The 23,882-nt window shown below is 70.9% G+C and carries 21 protein-coding genes and 2 pseudogenes; 13 read left to right on the top strand and 10 right to left on the bottom strand.

Going from position 1 to position 23,882, the window contains the following annotated elements:
• The first annotated feature begins 196 nt into the window (after window positions 1-196).
• The 9 genes from fabD to C2142_RS05030 all read left to right on the top strand — a co-directional run bounded on the left by fabD (window position 197) and on the right by C2142_RS05030 (window position 9,039).
• A complete protein-coding gene (gene fabD, locus C2142_RS05070; protein WP_148641270.1) occupies window positions 197-1,303 on the top strand; it encodes an ACP S-malonyltransferase in 1,107 nt (368 codons plus the stop codon).
• A gap of 48 nt (window positions 1,304-1,351) precedes the next feature.
• Window positions 1,352-2,611 (top strand): hydroxymethylglutaryl-CoA synthase family protein, encoded by a 1,260-nt coding sequence (locus C2142_RS05065; RefSeq protein ID WP_148641269.1) that lies wholly within the window; start codon window positions 1,352-1,354, stop codon window positions 2,609-2,611.
• Entirely contained in the window at window positions 2,599-3,381 is a 783-nt protein-coding gene (locus C2142_RS05060; RefSeq protein ID WP_148641268.1) for an enoyl-CoA hydratase/isomerase, read from the top strand. Before C2142_RS05065 ends, C2142_RS05060 begins: the two co-directional genes overlap by 13 nt.
• A gap of 3 nt (window positions 3,382-3,384) precedes the next feature.
• On the top strand, window positions 3,385-4,128 hold the full coding sequence (locus C2142_RS05055) for a polyketide synthase (protein ID WP_148641267.1): 744 nt from the start codon (window positions 3,385-3,387) through the stop codon (window positions 4,126-4,128).
• Window positions 4,129-4,140: 12 nt separating this feature from the next.
• A complete protein-coding gene (locus tag C2142_RS05050) occupies window positions 4,141-4,389 on the top strand; it encodes an acyl carrier protein (RefSeq protein ID WP_148641266.1) in 249 nt (82 codons plus the stop codon).
• Complete coding sequence (locus C2142_RS05045; protein ID WP_148641265.1) at window positions 4,370-5,629, top strand: beta-ketoacyl synthase N-terminal-like domain-containing protein; 1,260 nt, start codon at window positions 4,370-4,372, stop codon at window positions 5,627-5,629. Before C2142_RS05050 ends, C2142_RS05045 begins: the two co-directional genes overlap by 20 nt.
• A 67-nt stretch (window positions 5,630-5,696) precedes the next feature.
• Window positions 5,697-6,662, top strand: a complete 966-nt coding sequence (locus tag C2142_RS05040) for an acyltransferase domain-containing protein (protein ID WP_148641264.1) — start codon at window positions 5,697-5,699, stop codon at window positions 6,660-6,662.
• 49 nt (window positions 6,663-6,711) lie between these two features.
• Entirely contained in the window at window positions 6,712-7,620 is a 909-nt protein-coding gene (locus C2142_RS05035) for an SDR family oxidoreductase (RefSeq protein ID WP_148641263.1), read from the top strand.
• Between the two features lie 87 nt (window positions 7,621-7,707).
• Complete coding sequence (locus tag C2142_RS05030) at window positions 7,708-9,039, top strand: acyltransferase family protein (protein WP_148641262.1); 1,332 nt, start codon at window positions 7,708-7,710, stop codon at window positions 9,037-9,039.
• 148 nt (window positions 9,040-9,187) lie between these two features.
• Here the strand turns inward: C2142_RS05030 and C2142_RS05025 are convergent, their stop codons facing one another.
• Complete coding sequence (locus C2142_RS05025; RefSeq protein ID WP_148641261.1) at window positions 9,188-9,862, bottom strand: 4'-phosphopantetheinyl transferase superfamily protein; 675 nt, start codon at window positions 9,860-9,862, stop codon at window positions 9,188-9,190.
• A 146-nt stretch (window positions 9,863-10,008) separates the two neighbouring features.
• A complete protein-coding gene (locus C2142_RS05020) occupies window positions 10,009-10,629 on the bottom strand; it encodes an L-threonylcarbamoyladenylate synthase (protein ID WP_148641260.1) in 621 nt (206 codons plus the stop codon).
• A 154-nt stretch (window positions 10,630-10,783) separates the two neighbouring features.
• Here C2142_RS05020 and C2142_RS05015 point away from each other — a divergent pair, with 154 nt between their 5' ends.
• The gene (locus tag C2142_RS05015; protein WP_346766360.1) at window positions 10,784-12,022 is read left to right on the top strand and encodes a cytochrome P450; all 1,239 of its coding nucleotides are present in this window, start codon (window positions 10,784-10,786) and stop codon (window positions 12,020-12,022) included.
• 268 nt (window positions 12,023-12,290) lie between these two features.
• On the opposite strand, the gene C2142_RS05010 is transcribed toward C2142_RS05015, so the two are convergent.
• The 6 genes and pseudogenes from C2142_RS05010 to C2142_RS04990 all read right to left on the bottom strand — a co-directional run bounded on the left by C2142_RS05010 (window position 12,291) and on the right by C2142_RS04990 (window position 20,178).
• A complete protein-coding gene (locus C2142_RS05010) occupies window positions 12,291-13,469 on the bottom strand; it encodes a hypothetical protein (protein ID WP_194235754.1) in 1,179 nt (392 codons plus the stop codon).
• Between the two features lie 4 nt (window positions 13,470-13,473).
• Window positions 13,474-15,426 carry a methyltransferase, FxLD system gene (gene fxlM / locus C2142_RS05005; protein ID WP_162002408.1) on the bottom strand — a complete coding sequence of 651 codons (1,953 nt, stop codon included), beginning with the start codon at window positions 15,424-15,426 and terminating at the stop codon, window positions 13,474-13,476.
• A gap of 140 nt (window positions 15,427-15,566) precedes the next feature.
• A complete protein-coding gene (locus tag C2142_RS41930; RefSeq protein WP_346766359.1) occupies window positions 15,567-16,259 on the bottom strand; it encodes a lanthionine synthetase LanC family protein in 693 nt (230 codons plus the stop codon).
• A 98-nt stretch (window positions 16,260-16,357) separates the two neighbouring features.
• A pseudogene (locus C2142_RS41925) lies at window positions 16,358-16,828 on the bottom strand (lanthionine synthetase LanC family protein); the annotation flags it as partial.
• Entirely contained in the window at window positions 16,825-19,920 is a 3,096-nt protein-coding gene (locus tag C2142_RS04995) for a lantibiotic dehydratase (protein WP_174315588.1), read from the bottom strand. The pseudogene C2142_RS41925 and the gene C2142_RS04995, both read right to left, overlap by 4 nt.
• A gap of 87 nt (window positions 19,921-20,007) precedes the next feature.
• On the bottom strand, window positions 20,008-20,178 hold the full coding sequence (locus tag C2142_RS04990; protein ID WP_148641257.1) for an FxLD family lanthipeptide: 171 nt from the start codon (window positions 20,176-20,178) through the stop codon (window positions 20,008-20,010).
• On the opposite strand from C2142_RS04990, the gene C2142_RS04985 reads away from it, so the two are divergent.
• A complete protein-coding gene (locus tag C2142_RS04985) occupies window positions 20,177-20,410 on the top strand; it encodes a hypothetical protein (RefSeq protein ID WP_148641256.1) in 234 nt (77 codons plus the stop codon). The genes C2142_RS04990 and C2142_RS04985 overlap by 2 nt on opposite strands.
• 34 nt (window positions 20,411-20,444) lie before the next feature.
• On the opposite strand, the gene C2142_RS04980 is transcribed toward C2142_RS04985, so the two are convergent.
• Complete coding sequence (locus C2142_RS04980) at window positions 20,445-21,260, bottom strand: TauD/TfdA family dioxygenase (RefSeq protein ID WP_148641255.1); 816 nt, start codon at window positions 21,258-21,260, stop codon at window positions 20,445-20,447.
• A 177-nt stretch (window positions 21,261-21,437) separates the two neighbouring features.
• On the opposite strand from C2142_RS04980, the gene C2142_RS04975 reads away from it, so the two are divergent.
• Together C2142_RS04975 and C2142_RS04970 are read left to right on the top strand one after the other, a co-directional pair.
• Window positions 21,438-21,860, top strand: a complete 423-nt coding sequence (locus C2142_RS04975; protein ID WP_148641254.1) for an NUDIX domain-containing protein — start codon at window positions 21,438-21,440, stop codon at window positions 21,858-21,860.
• 3 nt (window positions 21,861-21,863) lie between these two features.
• Window positions 21,864-23,012 (top strand): helix-turn-helix transcriptional regulator, encoded by a 1,149-nt coding sequence (locus C2142_RS04970; RefSeq protein ID WP_148641253.1) that lies wholly within the window; start codon window positions 21,864-21,866, stop codon window positions 23,010-23,012.
• 431 nt (window positions 23,013-23,443) lie between these two features.
• Here the strand turns inward: C2142_RS04970 and C2142_RS41920 are convergent.
• Window positions 23,444-23,882, bottom strand: a pseudogene (locus C2142_RS41920) (hypothetical protein); the annotation flags it as partial.

The following is a 23,882-nucleotide window of genomic DNA, read 5'->3' as shown; positions in this document are numbered from 1 at the left end:
GTGGCGTGCGCGGACGGGCAGTACGCGCAGCCGGACGGGAAGTACGCGCAGCCGAGAGATGCGAACGGTCGGGCGGCACGAGCGGCAGAGCAGCCGAGAGGTCGTGCAGCACGAGCGGTCGGACAACCGTGCGGCAGAGCAGCCGGGCGGTCGGGCGACCATCGCCAACACACCGAAAGACGAGAAAGGGTTCTCCATGCGGACATACGTCTTCCCCGGTCAGGGATCGCAGCGGAAGGGAATGGGCGGCGCGCTCTTCGACGAGTTCGAGGACCTCACCCGCGCCGCCGACTCGATCCTGGGCTACTCGGTCAAGACCCTCTGCCTGGAGGACCCCCAGGGCCTGCTCAACCAGACCGAGTACACCCAGCCCGCGTTGTACGTGGTCAACGCCCTGTCCTACTACCGCAAGCTCCGCGAGACCGGCCAGGTGCCGGACTTCGTCGCCGGCCACAGCCTCGGCGAGTTCAACGCACTGCTGGCCGCGGAGTGCTTCGACTTCGAGACCGGCCTGCGGCTGGTGAAGAAGCGCGGCGAGCTGATGGCCCAGGCCTCCGGCGGCGGCATGGCGGCCGTGCTGAACGCCTCGGAGAAGGAGATCAGAACCGTCCTGGAGCAGAACGGCCTCACCTCCGTCGACCTGGCGAACTACAACACGCCCTCCCAGATCGTGATTTCGGGCCTGGTCGAGGACATCAGGGCCGCGCAGCCGCACTTCCAGACGGGCAACCACCTCTTCGTCGCACTGAACACCAGCGGCGCCTTCCACTCCCGCTACATGGAGCCGGCCCGCGCCGAGTTCGAGGAGTTCCTCGCCGGCATCCCCTTCTCCGAGCTGCGGATTCCGGTGATCTCGAACGTCACCGGAAGGCCCTACGAGAACGACCTCGTCAAGGAGAACCTGGCGAAGCAGATCGTCAGCTCGGTGCGGTGGACCGACACCGTGGAACACCTCCTCGGCTACGAGGGAATGGAGTTCGAGGAGATCGGCCACGGCGACGTCCTCACCAAGCTGGTGAAGAAGATCCGCCGCGAGATCCCGAACCCCGTCCGGCACTCGGCGCCCGCCGCCGCCAAGCCGCGCCCGGCCGTCGCCGCCAAGCCCCGCCAGTCGGCGGCGGAACTGGTCCGCCGGTGGAACGACGCGTACCCGGTCGGGACCCTCGTCAAGTCCACCACCGGCGACTACGGGAGCCTGCGGACCGCGACCGAGGCGACCGTCCTCTTCGGTCACCGTCCGGCCGTCTACATGAACGGCTACCGGGGCTACTTCGACCTGACCGAGATCGAGCCCATCAACTAGCGCAGCGAACCGGCCCGAGCCGACCAGTAAGTCCCAGGGAGAGAAAAGATGACGACCGTCGGAATCGAAGCGATGAACGTCTTCGCCGGCACCTGCCAGGTCAACGTGGAGAAGCTGGCGATCCACCGCGGGCTCGACACCGCGAGGTTCGACAACCTCCTCATGAAGGAGAAGACCGTCGCGCTGCCGTACGAGGACCCGGTGACCTTCGGTGTCAACGCGGCCAAGCCCATCATCGACGCGATGTCCCCCGAGGAGCGGGACCGCATCGAGCTCGTCATCACCGCGACCGAGTCGGCGTTCGACTTCGGCAAGTCCATGAGCACGTACTTCCACAGCCTGCTCGGGCTCAACCGCAACTGTCGCCTCTTCGAGATCAAGAACGCCTGCTACTCCGGCGTGGCAGCCCTGCAGATGGCGGCCAACTTCATCCTCGCGCAGACCTCCCCCGGCGCGAAGGCCCTGGTCATCGCGACCGACATCACGCGGTTCATGGTGGCGGAGGGCGGCGACGCGCTCTCCGAGGACTGGTCCTTCGCCGAGCCGAGCGGCGGCGCCGGCGCCGTGGCGATGCTCATCAGCGACACCCCGAACGTCTTCCAGATCGACGTCGGCGCCAGCGGCTACTACGGCCACGAGGTCATGGACACCTGCCGCCCGCTGGCCGACAGCGAGGCCGGCAACGCGGAGCTGTCGCTGCTCTCGTACCTCGACTGCTGCGAGAACGCCTTCCTGGAGTACCAGCGGCGCGTCGGCGACGTCGACTTCGTGAACAGCTTCGGCTACCTGGCCTTCCACACGCCCTTCGGCGGGATGATCAAGGGTGCGCACCGCAACCTGATGCGCAAGTTCGTCAAGGCGCGCCCGGCGGCGATCGAGGAGGACTTCCAGCGCCGGATGCACCCGGGCCTGACGTACTGCCAGCGCGTCGGCAACGTCATGGGCGCGACCACGATGCTCTCGCTCGCCAGCACCATCGACAACGCGGACCTCTCCAGCCCGCAGCGCGTCGGCGTCTTCTCCTACGGCTCCGGCTGCTGCTCGGAGTTCTTCAGCGGCGTCGTCCGCCAGGAGAGCCAGGACCACGTGCGCCGCTTCGAGATCGAGAAGCACCTCGACAAGCGCTACGAACTGAGCATGCCGGAGTACGACATGCTGCTGCGCACCAACCACGCGGTGAAGTTCGGGACCCGCAACGCCGTCCTCGACACCGGCATCGTGCCCGAGGCGCGCAAGACGCTCGGCAAGGAACTCCTCTTCCTCAAGCGGATCAACGAGTTCCACCGGGAGTACGAGTGGCTGTCCTGAACACCGCGGAGTTCGAGACCGTCAAGGTCAGGTTCCAGGACGAGATCTGCTTCCTCCAACTCCACCGGCCCGACGCGGACAACGCGATCAACCGCCGGCTGGTCGAGGAGTGCACCGCCGTGGTGCGCCACTGCGAGGAGCACGCCAAGGTCATCGTCCTGGAAGGCCTGCCCGAGGTGTTCTGCTGGGGCGCCGACTTCCGGGAGCTCGGCTCCCAGGAGAGCGGCGGCCACGAGAAGTCGCACGCCGAGGCCCTGTACGACCTCTGGCTCTCGCTGGCCCTCGGCCCGTTCGTCTCCATCGCGCACGTCCGCGGCAAGGTCAACGCCGGGGGCCTGGGCTTCGTCGCCGCCTGCGACATCGTCGTGTGCGAGGACAGGTCGGTGTTCAGCCTCTCGGAGCTGCTCTTCGGGCTGATGCCGGCCTGCGTCCTGCCCTTCCTGATCAGGAAGGTCGGCCCGGCCCGGGCCAACTACATCACGCTGACCACCCAGCCGTTCACCGCGCAGCAGGCGGTGGACTGGCAGCTGGTGGACGCCGCCGAGGAGAACAGCGGCAACCTGCTGCGCAAGCACATCCTGCGGCTGCGGTACCTGCCCAAGACCGGTGTCGCCCGCTACAAGAAGTACCTGCGCAACCTCGACGACATCCTGATCCCCTCCCGGGAGAAGGCCGTCGAGGCCAACCGTGAGGTGTTCTCCGACCGGGAGAACCTGCAGAAGATCGCGCGCTACGTGAACACAGGGAAGTTTCCCTGGGAAGGGGAGTAGGGCATGCCGGGCGCAGCCGTCGACTACACCCAGCTGGGACCCTCCGTGGTCCAGATCACCATGCAGGACAAGGAGCACAAGAACACCTTCTCCGACCAGCTCATCATCGGCCTGAGCGAGGCCTTCGAGAAGGTCAAGGCCGACGAGCGCTGCAAGGCGGTCATCCTCACGGGCTACGGCACCTACTTCGCCAGCGGCGGCCGGAAGGAGAGCCTGCTCCAGATCCAGGACCGGCAGATCAGCTTCACCGACTCCGACATCTACGGCCTGGCGCTGGACTGCCCCGTTCCCGTCATCTCCGCGATGCAGGGCCACGGCATCGGCGGCGGCTTCGCGATGGGACTCTTCTCCGACTTCGTGATCCTCAGTCAGGAGAGCATCTACACCACCAACTTCATGCGCTACGGTTTCACGCCGGGCATGGGGGCGACGCTGATCCTGCCGAAGAAGCTCGGCTTCAGCCTCGGCGAGGAGATGCTGCTCTCCGCGAAGACGTACTACGGCCGCGACCTGAAGGAGCGGGGAATCCCCTTCCCCGTCCTTCCGCGCGCCGAAGTGCTGCCCTACGCCGTCGAGTTGGCCGAGACGCTGGCCGAGAAGCCGCGGCTCTCGCTGATCACGCTCAAGGACCACCTGGTGGCCGAGCTGCGCGCGGAGCTCCCGCGCTACATCGAGCGCGAGGTGGCCATGCACGACAAGACCTTCCACCAGCCCGAGGTCCGTGACCTCATCACCTCCCAGTACTAGGAGAGCGACACCATGCCGTCGAACCAGGACGTCTTCAAGCTCATCGTCGAGCACACCCGCGAGGTCCTCCCGGAGCTGGAGGAGCACGCCTTCGACCCCGCCGACTCGCTGAAGGAGCTCGGCGCCAACTCCATCGACCGGGCCGAGATCCTCATGATGACGCTGGAGTCGCTGGAGGTCAGCATCCCGCTGTCCGAGCTGGCGAACGCGAAGAACATCGGCGAACTGGCGGAGCTCATCCATGGCAAGTCGAACTCCTGACACCCGCGACGTCGTCGTCACGGGCCTCGGCGTCACCAGCGCGGTGGGCCAGGGCAAGGGCGACTTCACCGCCGCGCTCCTCGGCGGCCGCCACGCCTTCGGCACGTTGAAGCGTCCCGGCCGGCAGGTGCCGCCTGCCCCGGCCGGGACGCCGGACGGCGCCGAGGCGTCCTTCCTGGGCGCCGAGATCGGCGAGCTGACCATGCCCGCGGCCGTCCCGCCGCGGGTCCTGCGGACGGCCTCGCTGTCCTCGCGGGCGGCCCTGGCCACCCTGGACGAGGCCTGGCACGAGGCCGGGCTGGACGACGCCGACCCGCGCCGCATCGGCCTGGTGATCGGCGGCTCCAACGTCCAGCAGCGGGAGCTGACGCAGCTCCACGCCCGGCACGCGGAGCGCCCCGAGTTCCTGCGCCCCACGTACGGCATGGCCTTCATGGACACCGACCTGTGCGGGTTCTGCACCGAGGCGTTCCCGATCCGGGGCTTCGCCCAGACGCTCGGCGGGGCCTCGGCCAGCGGCCTGCTCGCCGTGCTCCAGGCGGTCCGGGCGGTGCAGTCCGGCCAGGTCGACGTCTGCATCGCGATGGGCGCGCTGATGGACCTCTCGTACTGGGAGTGCCTGGCGTTCCGGGCGATGGGCGCCATGGGGTCGACCCGCTGGGCCGACGACCCGGCCGCCGCCTGCCGCCCGTTCGACCGGGGGCGGGACGGCTTCGTCTTCGGCGAGGCCTGCGCCGCGGTCGTGGTCGAGCGGGCGGGCGCCCGCCGGCACCCCGCGCCGTACGCACGGTTCGGCGGCGGCGCGACCGCGATGGACGGCAACCGCAACCCCAACCCGTCGTTCGACGGCGAGGTCGGTGTCGTCCGGGCGGCGCTGGCGGAGGCGGGCATCCCGGCCTCCGCGGTCGACTACGTCAACCCGCACGGCACCGGGTCGCCCACCGGCGACGACACCGAGCTGCGGGCGCTGCGCGAGGTCGGCCTCACCCATGCGCGGATCAACGCGACGAAGTCGATCACCGGCCACGGACTGACCGCCGCCGGCGCCGTCGAGGTCGTGGCCACGCTGCTGCAGATGCGCGAGCAGAAGCTGCACCCCACCCGCAACCTGGCCGACCCGGTGGACCCGTCGTTCCCCTGGGTGCGCGAGGAGGCGGAACCCTGGTCGTTCGAGACGGCCGTCAGCCTCAGCATGGGGTTCGGCGGGATCAGCTCGGCGATCTGCCTGCAGAAATGCTGACCGCCGCGGCGTCCCGGAACGCCGCCGCGGGCCCGCCCACGACCGACACCCCTGGGAAGCACCGGCGATGACCAAACCCATAGTGTTCATGTACTCGGGCCAGGGCTCCCAGTACTTCCACATGACGCGCGAGCTGTACGAGCAGCACCCGCGCTACCGGCTCTGGCTGGACCACTGCGACGACATCGCCTCGCCCGTCCTCGGCAAGTCGCTGCTGGACACCGTCTTCGACCCCGCCCGGCAGAAGAGCGATCCCTTCGACTCGCTCGCGGACTCCAACGCCGCGCTGCTCTGCGTCGAGTACAGCCTGACCCGCGTCGTCCAGGAGCTGGGCTACCGGCCGGACTTCCTGCTCGGCTACAGCCTGGGGGAGATCACCGCGGCCGTGGTCGCCGAGGTCTTCCCGCTGGAGCTCGGCATCTCCTTCGCGGTGGACTTCGCGCGGTTGCTCGCCGACCGGACGCCGCGCGCGGGCATGCTGGCGATCGTCGGCCCGCCCGAACTCCTGCACACCCACGCGTCCCTCTTCGCCGGCACCTGGGTGACGGGCCGCAACTTCGACGGCAACTTCGTCGTCAGCGGGCACGCCGCGCGGATCGACGACCTCCAGGCCGCCCTCAAGGGCGAGGGCGTGCTCTGCGAGCGGCTGCCCGTCAACTGGGGCGTGCACACGGAGCTCATCGACCCCGTCGAGCCCGAGGTCCGCAGCCTCCTCGGCGGCCTGGGCTTCGCGCCGCCGCAGATCCCGATCGTCTCCTCGACGACGGCCGGCCCGGTCGACTCCGTGACGGCGGACGGGATCTGGGCGGCCATGAGGAACCCGGTGGAGTTCTCGCGGACCATCGGGAGGATGACCGCCGAGACCGATGCGACCTTCATCGACCTCGGGCCCAGCGCCACGCTCGCGACCTTCGTGAAGTACCTCCTTCCGCCGGGCAGCGGCTCTGTGCAGACCAGCACCATCAACCGTTTCGGAAACAACCTGAAATCGATGAGCGATTTTCAGGAGCAGACGGCTTCGGTACGAGGCTGACGGCCTCGGACCCGGGCCGACCATCGGAGTCCTGGAGGGAAAACCGGTCATGGCAGCGCAGAGCAGCGCAATCAGAATCTACAAGGACGCGACCGCGATCATCACGGGTGGCGCGTCGGGCATCGGCCGCGCACTGGCGCAGGACCTCGCGGCCCGCGGCTGCGAGGTGGTCCTCGCCGACCTCCAGCTGGAGCAGGCCGAGGAGGTGGCGGCCGCGATCCGGGCCGCCGGCGGCAAGGCCGTGGCCGCCCGGCTGGACGTCACCGACCACGCCGAGTTCGCCCAGCTCGTCAAGGACACGGTCGCGCGGACCGGCCGCCTGGACTACCTGTTCAACAACGCCGGCATCAGCCACGGCATGGGCGCGGGCGCCCGGCACTACCGCATCGAGGACTGGCGGCGGGTCATCGACGTCAACCTCGGCGGCACCGTCAACGGCGTCCAGGCCGCCTACAACGTGATGATCGACCAGGGCTTCGGCCACATCGTGAACACCGCCTCCATGGCGGGCCTGGTCCCGAGCCCCGGTACCACCTCCTACGTGACCACCAAGCACGCCGTCGTCGGCCTCTCGCACAACCTGCGGGCCGAGGCCGCGCAGCTGGGCGTGCGGGTCAGCGTGCTCTGCCCGGGCGTCATCCGGACCCCGTTCATCGAGGGCGGCGCGTACGGCCGTGAGGTCGAGGGCGTGAGCGGCGAGCAGACCAAGGCGATGTGGGAGGAGAAGAAGCCGATCTCCCCGGAGGAGTTCGCCAGGAAGGCGCTCGACGCCGTCGCCAAGAACCAGGGCGTCATCGTCGTCCCCGGATTCTGGAAGCTGTTCTGGTGGCTCTTCCGCATCTCGCCCTCGTTCTGCCTGAACATCGCGACGAAGAACTTCCAGGACCTCGGGCGGAGCGCCGGCTCCGGCAGCCCGCGCCGGAACGAGAGCGCCGCCGCGGCCGCGCAGGAGAAGTAACCCCGGGACCGAACCGGCACGCACCACCCGTCCACCGTCCGACGCGACCGATCCTCCGACGCGACCGATTCCCCCGGCGAGGAAATCATGAAACAAAAGACTGGTAGCCCGTCAGTCGACCTTGGCCAGAAGATACCCGCGCAGGCCGCGGCCCCCGCCAAGGCACCCTCCGAGCGGTACCACGGCCTGGACGCGCTCCGCGGGTTCGCGCTGCTGCTCGGCGTGGTGCTGCACGGGACGCTCTCCTTCATCCCCGGGTTCCACTACACCGGCTGGCCGATCGTCGACAACTCCCCGAGCTCCCCGCTCGCCCTGGCCTACTTCGTCATCCACCTGTTCCGGATGCCGGTCTTCTTCCTGCTGGCGGGCTTCTTCGGCCGCATGCAGTACCGGCGGCTGAAGGCGCGCGGCTTCTTCAAGGAGCGCAGCAAGCGCATCCTGCTGCCGCTGCTCTTCGGCATCCTGCTGGTGCTGCCGGCGAACGTGATCCTGGTCGCCGTGGTGCTCGGCATCAAGGGCCCGGTGGACAGCCTGGTCCCGACGCGGGCGATCGTGCCCATCCCGCTGGCGCACCTCTGGTTCCTCTGGGTGCTGTACTGGCTGTACGTGGCGGTGCTCGTCGGGCACAAGGTGCTCGGCCTGTTCCGCAAGGGCGGGGAGTCCCCGTCGGCCTCCGCGTCCGGGGGCAACGTCCTGGAGCGGTTCCTCGGCCGGGTCTGCGCCCTGGGGGCCGAGCCGGCCGTGCTCGCGCTGCCCGTCGCGCTCTGCCTGTACTTCTTCGACCAGTGGCACCTGTGGGAGGGCCTCCCCACGCCCAACACGGACCTGGTGCCCCAGCTGCCGACCGCGGTCGGCTACGCCGTCGCCTTCTCCTTCGGCTGGTACCTGCAGAAGAACCCCGCCATCCTCCAGGGCTGGCGCACGCGCTGGATCGGCTACGTCGCCGCAGCGGCGGCCGTGACCGCCGCGACGGCCGCCCTCGGCGGGTTCGACCCGCAGTCCTCGGTGGTCACCGTCGACGGCCACGTCGAACTGGAGGCGCTCACCGGCTCGACCAAGCTGCTCTGCGCGCTGGGCTACGGTCTGGCGGGCTGGCTCTGGACGCTCGGCCTCGTCGGCGCCGCGCTGCACTTCTTCTCGGGCTTCAGTCCGGTCCGGCGCTACATCGCGGACGCGTCGTACTGGATCTACATCATCCACATGCCCCTGGTGATGGCCCTCCAGGTCCTGATGCGGGACTGGCCGCTGAACTGGGCCCTCAAGTACCCGCTCATCCTGGCCATCGCGCTGCCGATCCTCTTCCTGAGCTACCACTACCTGGTCCGCTCGACCTGGATCGGCAAGATGCTCAACGGGCGCCGCTACCCGCGGACCCTGCCCGCCGACCCGGCGGCGCGGCCGGCGGCCGGCGCGAGCTGACCCGTCGTTCCCTCCGGCCGGTTCCCCCGGCCGGTCCTCCGGGCCGCTGCCGACGGGCAGCGGCCCGGAGCCGTCTGCGGGCCGAAGTCGTTTGCGGCCCGCAGTCGTTTGCGGGCCGGGCGCATCGGGGACCGGGCGCGTGGGGCCGTCAGCGCCCGGCGGGGCGCTCCACCGCGATCGCGGTGACCACCAGGCCGTCGCGGCAGAGCCACCGGCCGCTGAACCCCTCGATGCGCAGGCCCCCGGCGCTCACCCCCGGGACGAGCAGCCGCGCGGAGAACGTGCCCGCCTCCGGATCGAAGTCCAACTCGGCCTCCGAGAAGTCGAGTTCGCGCTCGGCCAGTGGGTACCAGGTCTTGAACACCGCCTCCTTGGCGCTGAACAGCAGCCGGTCCCAGCAGACCTCCGGCGCGGCGGCCGCCAGTTCGCGCAGCCGGGCACGCTCCCCGGGCAGCGAGACGAAGTCCAGCAGGTCGTCCGGCAGCGGCTCGTTGGGCTCGGCGTCGGCACCCAGCCCCAGGAAGTCGCCGGAGCGGCCCACGACGGCCGCCCGGTACCCGGGGCAGTGGGTCATGCTGCCCACGACGCCCGTCGGCCACCGCGGCGCACCACGCCGGCCCGCCACCAGCGGCGCCGGCGGCACGCCCAGCCCGTTCAGGGCCCGCCGCGCGCACATCCGGACGGTCGCGTACTCCCGCCGGCGCTTCGGCACGGCCTGCGCGACGGCGGCGGCCTCCTGCGGGTACAGCGCGGTGACGGCCGCCTCGTGGTCGGTGAACGCGTGCGCCGTCGTGGCGGGCGGGGGTACCAGTTCCTCGATCACGGCGGTTCCGCGGCCTCCTCGTATGCCCGGAGGAGTCTTCCGTCCGGCGTGACACGGCGTCAACCCCGGCCCTCCCGCCCGCGCGGCACCGGCCCGGGGCCGGCGGGCGTGTCCGGCCTCGGCCGGCCCGCCGGGCCCCGCCCCCGTCACTCGAAGCGGGCGGGGTCGCCGGCCCCCCGCCGGACGATTTCCGGCCCGCCGCCCGAGAAGTCGACGACCGTCGTCGGCTCCGTGCCGCAGTCACCCGAGTCCACCACGGCGTCCAGCACGTGGTCGAGCCGCTCCTTGATCTCCCACCCCTGGGTCATCGGTTCGTCCTCGTCGGGGAGGATCAGGGTGCTGGAGACCAGGGGCTCACCGAGTTCGGCGAGCAGGGCCCTGGTGACGGTGTGGTCGGGGATCCTGACACCCACCGTCTTCTTCTTCGGGTGCATCAGCCGGCGGGGAACCTCCTTGGTGGCGGGGAGGATGAAGGTGTAGCTGCCAGGCGTCGCGGCCTTGACGGCGCGGAAGATGTTGTTGTCGAGTTGGACGAACTGCCCCAGCTGCGCGAAGTCCACGCACATCAGGGTGAAGTGGTGGCGTTCGTCGAGGCGCCGGATCGACCGGATCCGCTCAAGGCCGTCGCGGTTGTCCAACCGGCAGCCCAGGGCGAAACAGGAGTCGGTCGGGTACGCGATGAGGGCCCCGGACCGGATACTTGCGGCCACGGTGCTGATGGTGCGCGGCTGGGGAGACTCTGGATGAACGTCGAAGTACTTCGCCATTGGCCGACCCTACGGGATCCCGGCGACCGATGGGCGCAGCCGCCACGTCCGGCGCTCTGGCAGGCCGCCGGGGCGCGGCGTACGGTCGGCCGGTATGGGCTTCGATCAGGCGCGGGCGAACCGGGTCTTCCTCCCCGGGACGTACGCCGAGGGCGTGCCGTACGACCTGTTCCGTGAGCTGCGGGCCGAGGCGCCGGTCTGCTGGGTGGAGGAGCCGGCGGTGGGGGACTGGCCGGCCGGGCCCGGCTACTGGGCGGTGCTGCGGCACGCGGACGTGAAACACGTGCTGCGCTCTCCGGACGACTTCTCCTCGCACCTGGGTGCGACGCAGATCCGGGACCCGGACACCGTCGAGGACCTCGACTTCGCCCGGACGATGATGCTCAACCAGGACCCGCCCGACCACTCCCGGCTGCGCCGCGTCGTCGCGGCCGCCTTCACCCCGCGGGCGCTGCACGAGTTGGCCACCGCCATCGAGAGCCGCGCCGCCGAACTCGTCGCCGGGATCCGCCCGCTTGGCGAAGTCGACTTCGTGTCGATCGCCGCCGATCTGCCCGTGTGGACGCTGGCCCTGATCCTGGGCGTGCCCGAGCAGGACCGGCAGCTGCTGGTTGACTGGTCGAACCGCGTGATCGGCTACCAGGACCCGGACTACGCTCAGTCCGGTACTGCCGACCCGTCCCGGCTCACCGACATGGGACGCGCCGCGCTCGAACACCGCCCGACTGTCCTCACCGCCCCCGACGGCCGCCCGCTCAACCCGCGCTCCCGCGCGGCCCTCGCTGACATGTTCGCGTACGCCCACGCGCTCGCCGAGCATCCGCCGCCGGGCAGCATCGTCGCCCGCATGCGGGAAGCCGGCCTGAGTGCCATCGAGTTCGAGACGATGTTCTTTCTATTCGGAGTCGCTGGAAACGAGACCCTGCGGAACGGCCTCCCCGGCGGCCTGTATTCCTTGCTCATCCATGCTGACCAATATCGCACGCTGTCGTTGCGGTACGACCTGATGGATGCGGCAATGGAGGAGTTACTCCGGTTCTGGCCACCCGTTGTGCATTTCCGTCGCACCGCGACCCGGAACGTGATGCTGGCCGGACAGCGGATCCGACGGGGTGACAAGGTGGTCGTCTATCACGCCTCAGCGAACCGGGACGAGTCGGTCTTTCCCGAACCGGACCGCCTGGACGTTACCCGCACCCCGAACGACCACGTCAGCTTCGGCTTCGGCCCGCACTTCTGCGTGGGAGCGAGGCTCGCCAGGATCCAGATGTCGGCCCTGATCCGCCGCGTGGTCACCGAGCTTCCCGGCCTGGAGCTGGCGTCGGACGTGCCGCCGAAGCGGCTGGTCTCCAACTTCCAGAACGGGCTGAAAGAGCTGCACATCCGTTGGTAATCGGCCGACGCCCCCTGGCCGAAGTCGGTGGGCACGCCTTACCCCACGGCTCCGGCAGGGCCTGATCGGAGGTTGATTGGAAGGTGGCTTCTCCACCCCGAACGCTGGAGAACCGCTGTGCCTTCCTGCTCATACCTGTCTGCGGCGTGGCCGCACCACGCCCGTGCGGATCACGCGGCCTCGGCCGGCAGGATTCTCCGTACGAGTTCTTCGTGGCGTTCGAACGCGCGAAGCCGCCCGCAGCTATGCAGGCAGGGCAAGTTGGCAGTCAGGTAGCTGAGTTGGTCGGCTTGGCGAGCGGGCCGGCGTCTGATGACGGTGCTGTTCGAGTGCGCTGTTCAAGCGGATTCGGTCCGGGCGAGCCTGGGTCGAACGGGGAGCTTTCGAGCACCGCACCGGCGCGGGCCAGCGCGGCCGACAGGTGCTCGCGGCTGGCGGTGGGAAGGGTGCCGGAGCCCAGCGCGCAGGCGGTGAGAGCCCGTTCGAGCAACCCAGCCTGGCCGGGTACGAGGTGGCGGCGGGTCTCCGGGTGGGTGAGGAGGTCGCGCAGTGCGTAGCCGTCGCCGGAATCACCCGTGCGGCTGATGAGATGTCGTAGGAGGTTTGCGGCGGCGCGTGTGGCCGGGCCGGCGGCGTCGAGAGCGGTGAGCGCAAGGCGGGTGGTGAACACGGCCAAGCCGTCGACGGGTTCAAGGGCCAACCAGTGGTCGACGGCGGTGGCGGCGGCCTGCCGGTCGCCGGGGCGGAAGAGGGCGGTCAGAGCGGTGGTGACGGCGTTCTCCCAGGGGGCGCCGGGTTCGGTGGTCTCCAGCAGATCGAGGGCGCCCACCGTATCCCCCGTGGTGGCGTGGGCGAGAACGGCGACCTGGCGGCCGTCGAGGATGCGTAGGCCGATCCCGCGGTGTTCCTCGATGTGCCGCAGGGCATCGTTCCAGCGTCCGGCGGAGGTGAGGGCGCGGGTGCCGTCGGCGAGGACGACGCGCCAGAGCCACTGTCGGACCTCGGCGCGCTGCTGGTCGGTCTCGGTGAGGTGGGCGGGGACGGTGATGCCGTCGAGTACGGCGGCGGTGCCGGTGTTGATGGCACGGTAGAGGTCGAGGAGGAGCTGGTGGCCCTGTTGGTGGTGGCCGGCACGGATGTGGAGGCGAGCGAGGTTGACGATTGGCTCCAGGCCGCGGATGGCGCTCATTGCCGGGAGCGGGCCGCGGCTGAGGTACAGGCGGGCGTGGCGGTGGCACAGCTCGCGGGCGTAGTGGGGCAGGCCGAGGTCGGAGGCGAGGAGTGCGGCCTGGTTGAAGACGGTGGATGCCTGGCCCGGGTCTGCCTGCTCGGTGGCCGTGTCGGCCAGCTCGGTGAGCCGGCCGACACGGGCGTCGAGGGGCAGGCACGCGGGGCGGATCCGGGCGACCAGCGGGAAGCGCCGGGCGATGGGTCCGGTCGGGTGCACGGGGCTACTCCCAGGTGATGGTGATCGGGTGGTTCGGGCGGCCCAGGACGAAGCGGCCGGCGGCGGGGTTGGCGGTGGCGGGGATGTCGGGGAGCTCGAATCGCAGGCGGCGGTCGCGGAAATCGGTGTTCCAGGCGCGGATCTCCTGGGAGACGAGGTCGGCGAGCGCGGCGCCGTTGGGGCCGTGGCCGATGACTCCTGTCTCGTAGGTCTTGCGTCCGTCGGCGTCGGACTCGTCGGGGCGAAGGGTGAGGTAGGCGAGGGAGCCGCTGTCGACGGTGGCCATGGCGCCCCAGCCGAACATCGGGGTGACGCCGCGGTCGCGGGCGGTGCCGGTCACGCTCATCCGCATGAGGGAGTTGGGCAGGGTGAGGGCCAGCCACAGGTCCTGGTACTCGTAGGTGGTGCCGGCCGGGATGGTCACACCGGTCCAGCTCACCTGGCGCCCGCTGTCGAGGACGCCGAGCAGCAGGGAGGCGTCGACCGCCTCGTCCTGGTCCTTGTGGACCTGGAGCGTGACGTCGCCCTGGCTGGTGAGGCGGACGGTGCGGCGGGCGTCGTCCATGCTGCCGCGCAGTGGCATGAAGACGGCGAGCTGGTCGTCGACCGACACCCAGCCGTTTTCGCCACGCTCGAAGGCGATGGTGCGGGAGGCGGTGCCGCGCAGGCGCAGCGGCAGGACGATCCGCCCGGTCGGCTTGACCTGCTGGAGCCAGGTGGTGGGCATTTCGCTGGTGCTCACGGTGGCGATCACGCGGTCGTAGGGGGCGCCGTCGGCGTGGCCGATGGCGCCGTCGCCGAGGACGGCCTCGGTGTTGGTGATTCCGGCGTCGGCGAGGTGCTTGCGGGCGCTGTCGACGAGGTCCTCGTCCACGTCCACGGTCACGACGTGTCCGTGGGGGCCGACGATGGTGGCCATGTAGGCGGAGTTCACGCCGGTGCCCGCCCCGGCCTCGAAGATCTTCTCGCCGGCCCTGGCGTCCAGCTGTTCGAGCATCAGGGCGACGATCGCGGGTTGGGAGGCGGCGCTGATCTGGGTGCCGGATCCGTCCGTCTTGGTGTAGGTGGGGTTGTCCGCGTAGGCGGTCTCCAGAGGGAAGCCGGGCAGGAAGTGCTCGCGGGCGACGGTGCGGAAGGCGGTCTCTACCGTGGCGCTGCGGATGGCGTCCTGGGCGAGCAGGCGGTCGGTGAGTGCGTCGCGCAGCTGTGCGGAGGTTGCGGAGGTGGTGTCGTCGCTGAGAGTAGTCATGTGGGTGACCCCAGTGGTTGCGCGGATGATGGAGTTCGAGGGCTCGGGGCCCTCGTCGGAGTGGAAGACTGCATCCAATGCTCGTGCGGCCATGGAGGCTTGGTGGTCGGTCGGGAGCCCAGCGCGGTTGGCGTGGAAGACGAGGTGGTGGGCGAGGACGGCACGCAGCCCGCGGGTGAGGAGGCCGTCGCGGTTCAGGCGGGCAAGGTCCTGCCCGGCGCGCTCGAATGCGTCGGCCCAGCCCCTGTGACCGGCGAGCGGCGCCCCGTCGCGGGTGACCCCACAGGTGTCGAGGCGCATGAGGCGGTGCATCGCGGTGGCAAGGGTGGCGGCCCGACCGGCGGAGACCGGGGCGGGGACGTTGCGGAGGACGGCGAACTTCGCCCAGACGTCGCCCTGTTCGTACCAGTCCAGCCCTGCGGCGCGGAACATGGCGGAGATCAGCACGACGACGGTCTCAGCCCGGCCGAGTGCGGTGGGCGGCTCCTGAACGGCCCGGGCGAGTAGATGGCGGCTGTCGGCGTGGAACAGGCGATGCGCGACCGCCATCGCCTCCTCGCCGCCGAACGACTCGGTCTCCGGTTCGTAGATGCCGAGAGTCCAGCGTCGGACGAGCCCTTCTTCAACGAGGGCGTCCAGGAGTGCCGCGACCGCTGGAGCGGGTGCGTCGGCACGGTAGCGGAGCCGGAACGGCTGCTTGCGTACCACCAGCCCTCCAACGCGCCGGAGTTCTGCGCGACAGCGAGCATCGGGGCGAGGTGGTGGGCGGCGAGGTGCTCGGTGGTGCCGCGGTCGGCGACGGTGATGTCGTGCTGGATCCATCCGGTGGTCATCGGGTCGGTCCTCAGTCAGGAGGTCAGGAGACAGGCGTCCCAGCGGGTGGCTGGGGTGGTGCCGGAGGCGGGCGACAGGAGGGCGAGGGCCGTGCCGGCGGCGCCGTCCAGGAACGCAGGCCCGGCCGAGGCGAGGAGACGGCGGGCTTGCTCGTCGGGGTCGGTGCCCGGGGGGTGGGTGGTGTCCAGGAGCAGGGCGGTGGCCGCGCGGAGCCGGGCAGCGTTGCATGGCGAGGCGTTGGCGGCGGCGCGATGGGCGATGTGGGCGAGCCCGGCGTAGCCGTGGCAGGCGGAGACGTCGGTGGTCGCGGCGAGCGCCAGTGGGTCCAGAAGCGCGGTGGCGAGGGCGCTTTCGGCCTGGTGGCGAAGCCGGGGATCGCCGAGGGCGAGGGCGGCGAGCTGCTGCGCGCGGGCCACCCCGGCGGTGCCGTAGCACCAGCTCGGCCGCTGTGGTGCTAGGGGCCTGCGGTCGGGGCCGGTCAGGTGCGCGGACGTGATCCAGTACGGCCACACGTGGCGGTCGCGCCAGCGCTCCAGCCACGCCAGGACGGTACGGATCGCCGCGTGCTGACCCTCGACCTCGACGCCGCGGCGCAGCGCCAGGGCGAGCAGAGCGAGGGGGCCGGCGATGCCGTGCGCAAGGCCGTTGTTCGCGTGACCGTGGGAGAACCCCGGTCCGGCTTGCCGGACGGGCCGTCGGCGGTCCACCAGCCCGGCAGCAGCTCGCCGTCGTGCTTGACGGACTCGGTGAGGCGGACGAGGTAGGCGAGGACCCGTCGGACTGCCCGACCGTTGGGCGCCCGACGCAGCAGGACTGCGCCGACGCCGGCCAAGCCGCGGATGGTGTCGAACTCAGCGAGCGCCGGGAACTTGTCGCGGTCGATCCGGGCGAGCGCCTCCTCGCTACGCCGCACCGCGTCGTCGGCCACGACCTGGTCGAGGTGGGCGAGCGCGCGCCGGTAGGAGCCGGGTCGGGCTTGGGCGGCACAGGCGAGGGCGTGCGCGAACGCAGGGGCTCCGTAGTAGAGGTAGCTGTCGGCCCCACTTGTGAGCGGAACACCGGCCGCGACGGCGAGCCAGGCGCATGCCGGATCCCACGGGCCTCGGCCGGTGGCGGCGCGTTCGATGTGCAGCAGGGCGATGCCAGGGGCACCGTGGGCGAGGGACTGGCGCCACTGCGGTCGGGACGTCCACGCGATGGGAGCGTCGGCGGGGTCGGCGAGCAGCTCGGCGATCCGGTCGGACAGCCGGAGGGCGGGGTGAGGTGGTGGGGTCACAGGTCGCCGTCCCGGGAGAGGCGGGCGAGGGCAGCAGCGCGGGCCAGGTAGAGGACTTGGGCCTCGTCGTCGAAGTCGATGCGGTGGGCGCGGACATAGCTGCAGTGGAGGAGGGAACCGAGCACGTCGTCCGGTTCCACCCCCTGGGTGTCGGGTCCCGGGAAGTGAAGGCGGTAGGCGTCGAGGGCTCGGTGGCGTTCGCTCCAGGCGTCCACAATCGCGGCGCCGCCCGGCTTCGCACACAGCGCCGCCCACTGGTCGGCGGGATCCGCCAGGCGCACGGCCTCACGAAACACCAAGCGCGGGATGGCAGCCGGGGGCTTGGCGGGGACGTTGGTGACGAGCCAGCGAAGCCCGGCCGTGACCGAGCCGGTGAAGCCGACCGCGATGGCGACCGCGTGGGCGGCGAGCAGGGCCTGCCGCCCGGGCAGCGCGGGCTGTGACAGCTGGGCGAGGACGGTGGCGGAGTCGGCGCGGAACACCTGCTCGGCCGCGGCCCATGCCGGGCCCTCGCCCCATCGTCCGGTCTCCGCGTACGAGGTCGGGTACACGACTTCGGACAGGAGCCCGGCTCGGTGCAGCTCGGCGGTCCAGTTGCTGACCGCGGCAGCGGTGGGTCCGAAGTCGTCGGGGGCGGGCAGGGCGACACGCAGTCGGAGGTGATGGCGTGGGTCGCGGAAACGGACGAACCACCAGGCCGGTTTCCCGAGGTGCTCCAGGAGTTCGGGCAGATGCCGGGCGAGGACGGTCTCCTGGCGGTCCGGGTTGCCGTAGAGGGAGGCGAGGAGGACCCGGGAGGTTCCGGGGGCGTCGCCGTGGCCACGGGCCAGGACGCGAGCGGGTGTGGGCTTGGGAAGGCGCGGCCAGGCCGGGGACCTGGTGGCGGTGACGGGGACGACGACCTCGTGGGCCCGTCCGCCGGCCCAGCCGAGGTCGGCCGGCTCGGGGGCTTCGGCGAGGACGGCGTGCGGGGTGGAGCCGAGGTAGGTGCGCAGCAGGGTGCGGTGGCCGGGGTGGTCGAGGTCGAGCGGCAGGCCCTGGCTGTCGGCGGTCAGCAGCACGTGCCGCGGTGCCCGGCGCCGCTCAAGCCACGCGGTGAGGGACTCGTCCCACTGCTCCCACGGAGCACTCTGGGCCGGGAGATCGGCGGAGGTGAGGCGCCAGGTGGCAGGGGAAAGGATGACACGGCCGCGCCGGAGCCGGGGCCGGAAGGGCAGCGAGCGCAGGGAACCCCAGGAGAAGCGGGTGACCTGCGCGGCTTGGGCGCGGGACAGTTCGGTGATGAGGCGGGCCAGCGGTGGGGTATGGGTCCGGAGGTTCAGGGCGTGGGTGGCGGCGGCCTCGATCCGCACCCCGAGCGCCGGCGCGGCCAGGTACATCCGTCGCCCGTCGCAGCCGACCGCGAGGTCCTCCGGACGCAGGATGTCATCGGCGCTCGGGCGGTGCTCGGCGAGGCTGATCACCAGTTGGCCGGTCGCCAGGCTGCGCGCCACGTGTCCGGTGGCCGCGTCCAGCGGTGGGAAGGACAGCTGAGCGGTAACGGCTCGCTCGTCCATGGTCGGGAGGCTGGTCATCACATCGGCGAAGGCGGTCCGGTGGTCGGGGGCGAGAAGATGGAGGAAGCGGCCGACCGAGACACCGGCCGCCCGGGATGCAGAGACCACCTCCAGCCGGAACTCGCCACGGTCGAGGGCGTTCTGGGTCCGGGCGCGGATTCGGGCGACGATCTCCAAGTGCGGGGGAAGACGCGGCTCGTCCGGGCCGAGGTCGAGTGCGGCCAGCAATGTGTCGTCCAGGACGACCTCCCGGTCGCTGTCGAGAGCCGCCTGTTGAGCGACAGCGGCCAGGACTGCATCGCGTTGGTCGAAGCGCGGTGCCTCGGTGGGCCGGGCGCCGGGGTAGCCGTCTGGCCAGCCGATCCCACTGTCCGCGACCATGTCGAGTAACGGGACCAGCGCGCCGCGGCCGTATCGCTCGTAGAACCGCTGGTGGTAGGCCCGCCACGCCGCAGTGCCGTTGGGAAGCGCGCTGAGTCGGGTGAGCAGGTCGGCCGCGCGTGCGGCTTCGTCGGCCACGGCCTGCGGGAGTACGAGGTCGGCGTCCAGGCGCAGGTCGACGGCCAGCGCCGGGCGCTCAGGGTCGCTGGGGTCGCCGCTGATGGAGCCCGCGGTCCGGGCGTGGTCGCGGACGGCGCGGCTGGGCGCCCCGTTGTGCGCAGTGAGCAGGTCGTCGGTGGCACGCAGGTCCGCGACCAAGGCGGCGGCGACGGGGACCCGGTCGGCACCGGCTCTCTGCAGCGCGGCCAAGAGGTGGCTGAGCGGGTCCGGCTCCGTGGCCGGGGCCTGGAGGTTGGTGATCAGGGCGCGGCAGGCGACGAGCTCGGACAGGACCCCATTGATCCGTTCGGCGGGTACTTCTGGAAACTCTGTGCTGAGCTTGGCGATCAGATCCTGGACGCGGATCGGGCGACGGGCATCGGCCAGGGCGGACGCGACCGGGTGAGTGTGGCGCAGGGTGGTCTCTGCCGCCGTCGCTCCGCCGGGCCCGGCCAGCGGCTGGTGGGGGATCACGAGGCGGTTGCCACGCACGTGGACGGTGTTGTTGGTCATCACGTCCAGCCGGAGCAGCAGCGTTTGTTCCAGCCGCTCGATCAGCCGGCTGAGGAAGGCAGCCGAAGCCTGGGCGACCACGTGGTGGGAGTTGCCCCAGCGGACCTTGCAGGCCGGTCCGAAGGCGGCTGCCTGTACACCGGCGAAGTGCCCGAACGGGGTCGGGCGGGCCTGCGCACGCAGAAGGTAGCGCGCGGTCGACAGGGCGGCGCGCCGCACCTCCCGCGGTGCCGGCTGCTCGGCGGCGACCAGCTGTTCGATGCAGTGGGCGAGGACCGGGCTGGCCAGTGCGAGCGCCTCGGTGAGGTGCTCGTCGCCGCACAGCGTGCGCAGCCATTCCACCTGCTGGTGTGCCTGCTCCGGGGCGTCGGTGGTGAGGTCCGGCCAGGCGGGCACGGGCAGGTCGGGACAGGCGACGGCGCGCACGAGCGCCACGCCGGTGGCGCGGTAGGAAGCCGTGGGAGCGGACGGGCGGCGGCGCATGGCGGACCTCGGGGTTTAGGGGAGCGGAAGGGTGGTGCCGGCCGGGTGCGCCGGGACGGGTGTCCCGGCGCACCCGGCCGGGCGGGGTCAGTGCACGCCGGTGGTGCAGGCACCGCAGGTGCTGCCGCAGCCGTCGTCGGTGAGCACCTGCAGGCTGGCCGCGTCGGCCGTCTCGACGGTGCGGACGTCGAGGTCGAACTCGTCGGCGAAGCCGGTGACCGGGGCGGCCGGGCTCTCGACCGTGATCTTCTGAGCCATGTGGTTCCTCCTGTTGGGATTTCCCTTGTGGGACCTGGCGTCGGGGCGCGGAATGCGCTCCGCATCACCAGGAGACGGTGAGGTGGGTGTGCTGCTTGTCGACGGTCAGCTGCCGGTTGGACGGCGGCTGACCGTCCGAGGTGCCCGCCGGATGGGCTTCGAGGCAGGGCGTGGTGTGACGGTCTTCTTCGCTTCGGTCGTGGATCCGGGCGGCGATGCACTCAGCGGGTGAGGCGGCGTTCGGCCGTGGGCGTTCACGCCGACCATCAGGCCGTCCCTTGTCCCGAGGCTCCGGCGTCAGCGGGCGTGGACCAGGGGGCGGCAAAGCCGGCGTCCAAGCCGACCACGGGGTGCGGATCACCGAGCGCGCGCAACAGCAGTCGCTCGCCTCGGAACGCCGTTCGGCCGTGCAGAAAGCGGTGGTTGTCAAGGACGATCCCCTGCCCGGCGGCCAGGCGCAGCCGGGTCGTGTGCCGTTCGATGGCCCGGCGCAGGGCGGGCAGGTGCGCCTCGGCCTCCGGCGAGAAACGGGCCAGGGAGTCCTGGCGCAGCCGCAAGTGCCACCGCCCGCCAGCTAGTTGCTCCAGCACGGGCGCGAAATGGCCGTCCGCCCCGCCGAAGAATGCGGCCCGCGGCGCCGAGAGCGCCTCCAATGCAGCGGGATGGAATTCGGCCAGCTCGCTGAGGATGGCTCGGCCGTCCGTCAGCAGGCTCTCCCCGCCGGCATCGCCCGCCCGCGCGCATGCCAGCAGGAGCAGACGGGGCGGCTGCGGCTGCTGCGCGCACTCGGTGTGCAGGTCGAGGTCGCCGCGCCCGAGGCCGGCGAAGCCCGCCCGGCCGTCATGGCGGCCGGTGTCGCGGATGACGGTCAGCCCGTCCGGATCGGCATCGCGGTGCGGCCACAGTCCGACCATCAAGCGGCCTGCCGCGTACAGCACATCCTCGCGCCCGCCCAGCCTGCCAAGCCGCACCAGGCCGCGCTCGCGCAGCACCGCGCCGGCGCGCTCACGTACCCCGCCGCTCAGGGACGCGGCGGTGAAATCTTCTCCTGCGGATGCGACCGCGGTGTCAAAGGACGGCATGGTGGATCCCCCTCGTGAGACCGGGCGGACGGGAGACGACACACTCTCCCCGCCGCACCCTCCCCAGGTGAAGTGACAGATTGTCAAAGCCAGATCACCGGCCGTCGGGAGTCTGGGGCACCGGAACGCTGCTACGTTCGAGGTGCCCGTGCCAGCCCGCGCGCCGTGGAAGAAGAGATGACCGAAAAGCCTTATGTGCCGCCGACGTTCCCGATCTCGATCAAGGGCGTGGTCCTCGACCCGCAGGGCCGGGTCCTGCTGCTGAAGAACGAGCGCCAGGAGTGGGAGCTGCCCGGCGGGAAGCTCGAAGGCAAGGAGAGGCCCGAGACCCGCGTGGAGACTGAGATCTGCGAGGAAAGCGGCTGGAAGGCCACTGCCGGCGCGCTGCTGGACACGTGGATGTACGAGCCGCTGCCTGGCCGCCTGGTCTTCATCGTCACCTACGGCTGCACCGCCACCGACGCCCACCAGCCCCCCGTCGTCAGCCACGAGCACAAGGAAGCAGGCCTCTTCCACCGCGACGAGGTACCCGGCCTGGTCATGCCGCAGGGCTACAAGGACTCCATCGCCCGCTGGTACGAACTGCTCGATCGGAGCTGACCCATGGCCCGGCCGGACCCGCGCAGCGGCATCCGCTGGCACTGGACCACCCCCAGGGCGCAGGCCATTCTGAGCCGCCGCAGCCTGCCCCAGATCCTCACCTTCTACCGCGAGTTGCACCACCTGCCACAGGAGGAACTCGGTGCCCTGCTGGGCTACTCCACCTCGTACATCTCCCGAGTGGAGACCGGCAGTAGGACCATCACCGACATTGGTGCCCTGCGGCACATCGCCGAACGTCTGCAGTTGCCACCCCACGTCTTCGGCATCACCGACGACGCCGACGGAGACCATCACGCCGTGATCCAGTTCGCCGACAGTGTGCTGCGCCTGGCCGAGATCGTCCGCCAAGCCGGCCAAGCAGCCGCCGCCGTCGACGAACTGTGGCCCCTCGTCGCCCGCCTCGAAGCCAGAGCCGCCGACGGCCACACCGAGACCGACGTGCTGCGCCTGCTCGCCCGCGCCCGTGTCAGCCTCGGCGTCGCCCTCGGCCACGTCCTGCCCGAGGAACGTCTCGCCACGGCCGCACGCTGGACCGGCAAGGGCACTGCGATCGCTCGCCGACTGGGCGACCGAAGCCTGCACGCCTACGCTTTGCGTCACCACGGAAACGAGCTGCGCAAGGCCCGCATGCTGGGCCCTGCCCTGGACCGGCTGGCACTGGCCCGAGACCTCGCCAACACTCCCGAGGAGCGGGCCGAAGCCGTCATCCTGCTGGCCCGGGCCGCAGGCAGTGCTGGGCACACCGCGGCGTTCGACTCGGCGGTAGCCGAGGGACGAGGCTTGCTCGACGCCGCTTCGGCAACCCCGCTGTTCTCCGAGTTCACCCACCACGAGGTCCACCTGCGAGGCCTGGCAGGCACAGGGCGCATCAGCGAGGCCGCCGCCCTGCTGGACCGCGCACCATATCCGGGCCTGCAGACCACCGCGCAGTGGCAGATCATCTCCGCGATCACCGCCGGTCAGGTCCTGGCCCGTCAAGGCGACCGCAGCGCTGCCCGCGAGCAGATGACGGCGGCCGTCAAGGGAGCGGCGATGCACCGCCTGCCGCACCAACTCCAGCGCGTCGTGCGGGCGAGCCGAGGCCTGCCGGAGGTCCGGGAAGAAGCCGAGGCGGCTCTCGCCCGACTGCGCGCGGCAATAGCTGCGTGACGGTGGGGTAAGGGGCTCATCGGAGTACCTCCTCGGACGGTCTGCGTGGCGAGGCCGTGGGAACAGTGCGATTCAGTGGAGGAGTTACGAGTCGGACTCGCCGTCGAGGACGGCCAGCGGGGCGCTTGCCCGGAACGTCGGCGCGTCCTCGACCTGGTGGTGAACGAGCTGGCCGAGGAGGCCCAGGACGATCACGTGGCCTGCTGCCCAGCACGCGGTGAGAGCTGCCCCGAGTGGATCGCGACTCCTGCTCCGATCGGGGGCGCGCTTGTCAACCCCGCCACGCGATCCGGCCGGCGGCCGCCGTTGGCCCGATGATGTGGCGACCGACTCATCGGCTACAGGGACCGTGAGGTGGGCCGCCGGGCGAGGTGCCAGCGCGTGAGCTGGTCCTTTTCCCAGCGGCCTCCTCCCGAACCCGTCGTGCGACGTTAATCGCAACGGGCTCTCCAGTGACTTCCGTGAGGTGTGTTTGCGCAGTCAACGTGGATGCCGTCATGGCAGGTTGGACAGACCACGAGGGTCTTCCGCCGTCTCCTGGCCATGAGGGCGGCCCAGTTGGGCTGTCCCTGTCCGAAGAGGTCGAGGTCAGCGAGCTTGCGGATCTGGTGGACCGCGATGTTGTCGGTCGCTCCGCAGAGCTCGCAGAACCCGGCCAACAGCCTTTTGACCAGCTCGCGTTGGCGTGGCGCGGAGACTGCTTGGGCGGGGTCGCGGTCTTTGAGGACCGCGTCCTTTCTGCGTCGGAGTGGGATTCCGCCGAACCGGGCGACCAGTGGCTTGCTGCTCGGGGCACGGGCGAGACTGACCTGGAGGCACTTGCGTGGCCCGGCCGGGGAGTCGATGGTGGCCTTGTACTTCCATCTTCGA

This window comes from Streptomyces sp. CB01881 (genome assembly GCF_002953255.1).
Taxonomy (GTDB): Bacteria; Actinomycetota; Actinomycetes; order Streptomycetales; family Streptomycetaceae; genus Kitasatospora.
Note: the sequence above shows the minus strand (reverse complement) of the source record. Positions and strands in the feature narration are given on the sequence as shown.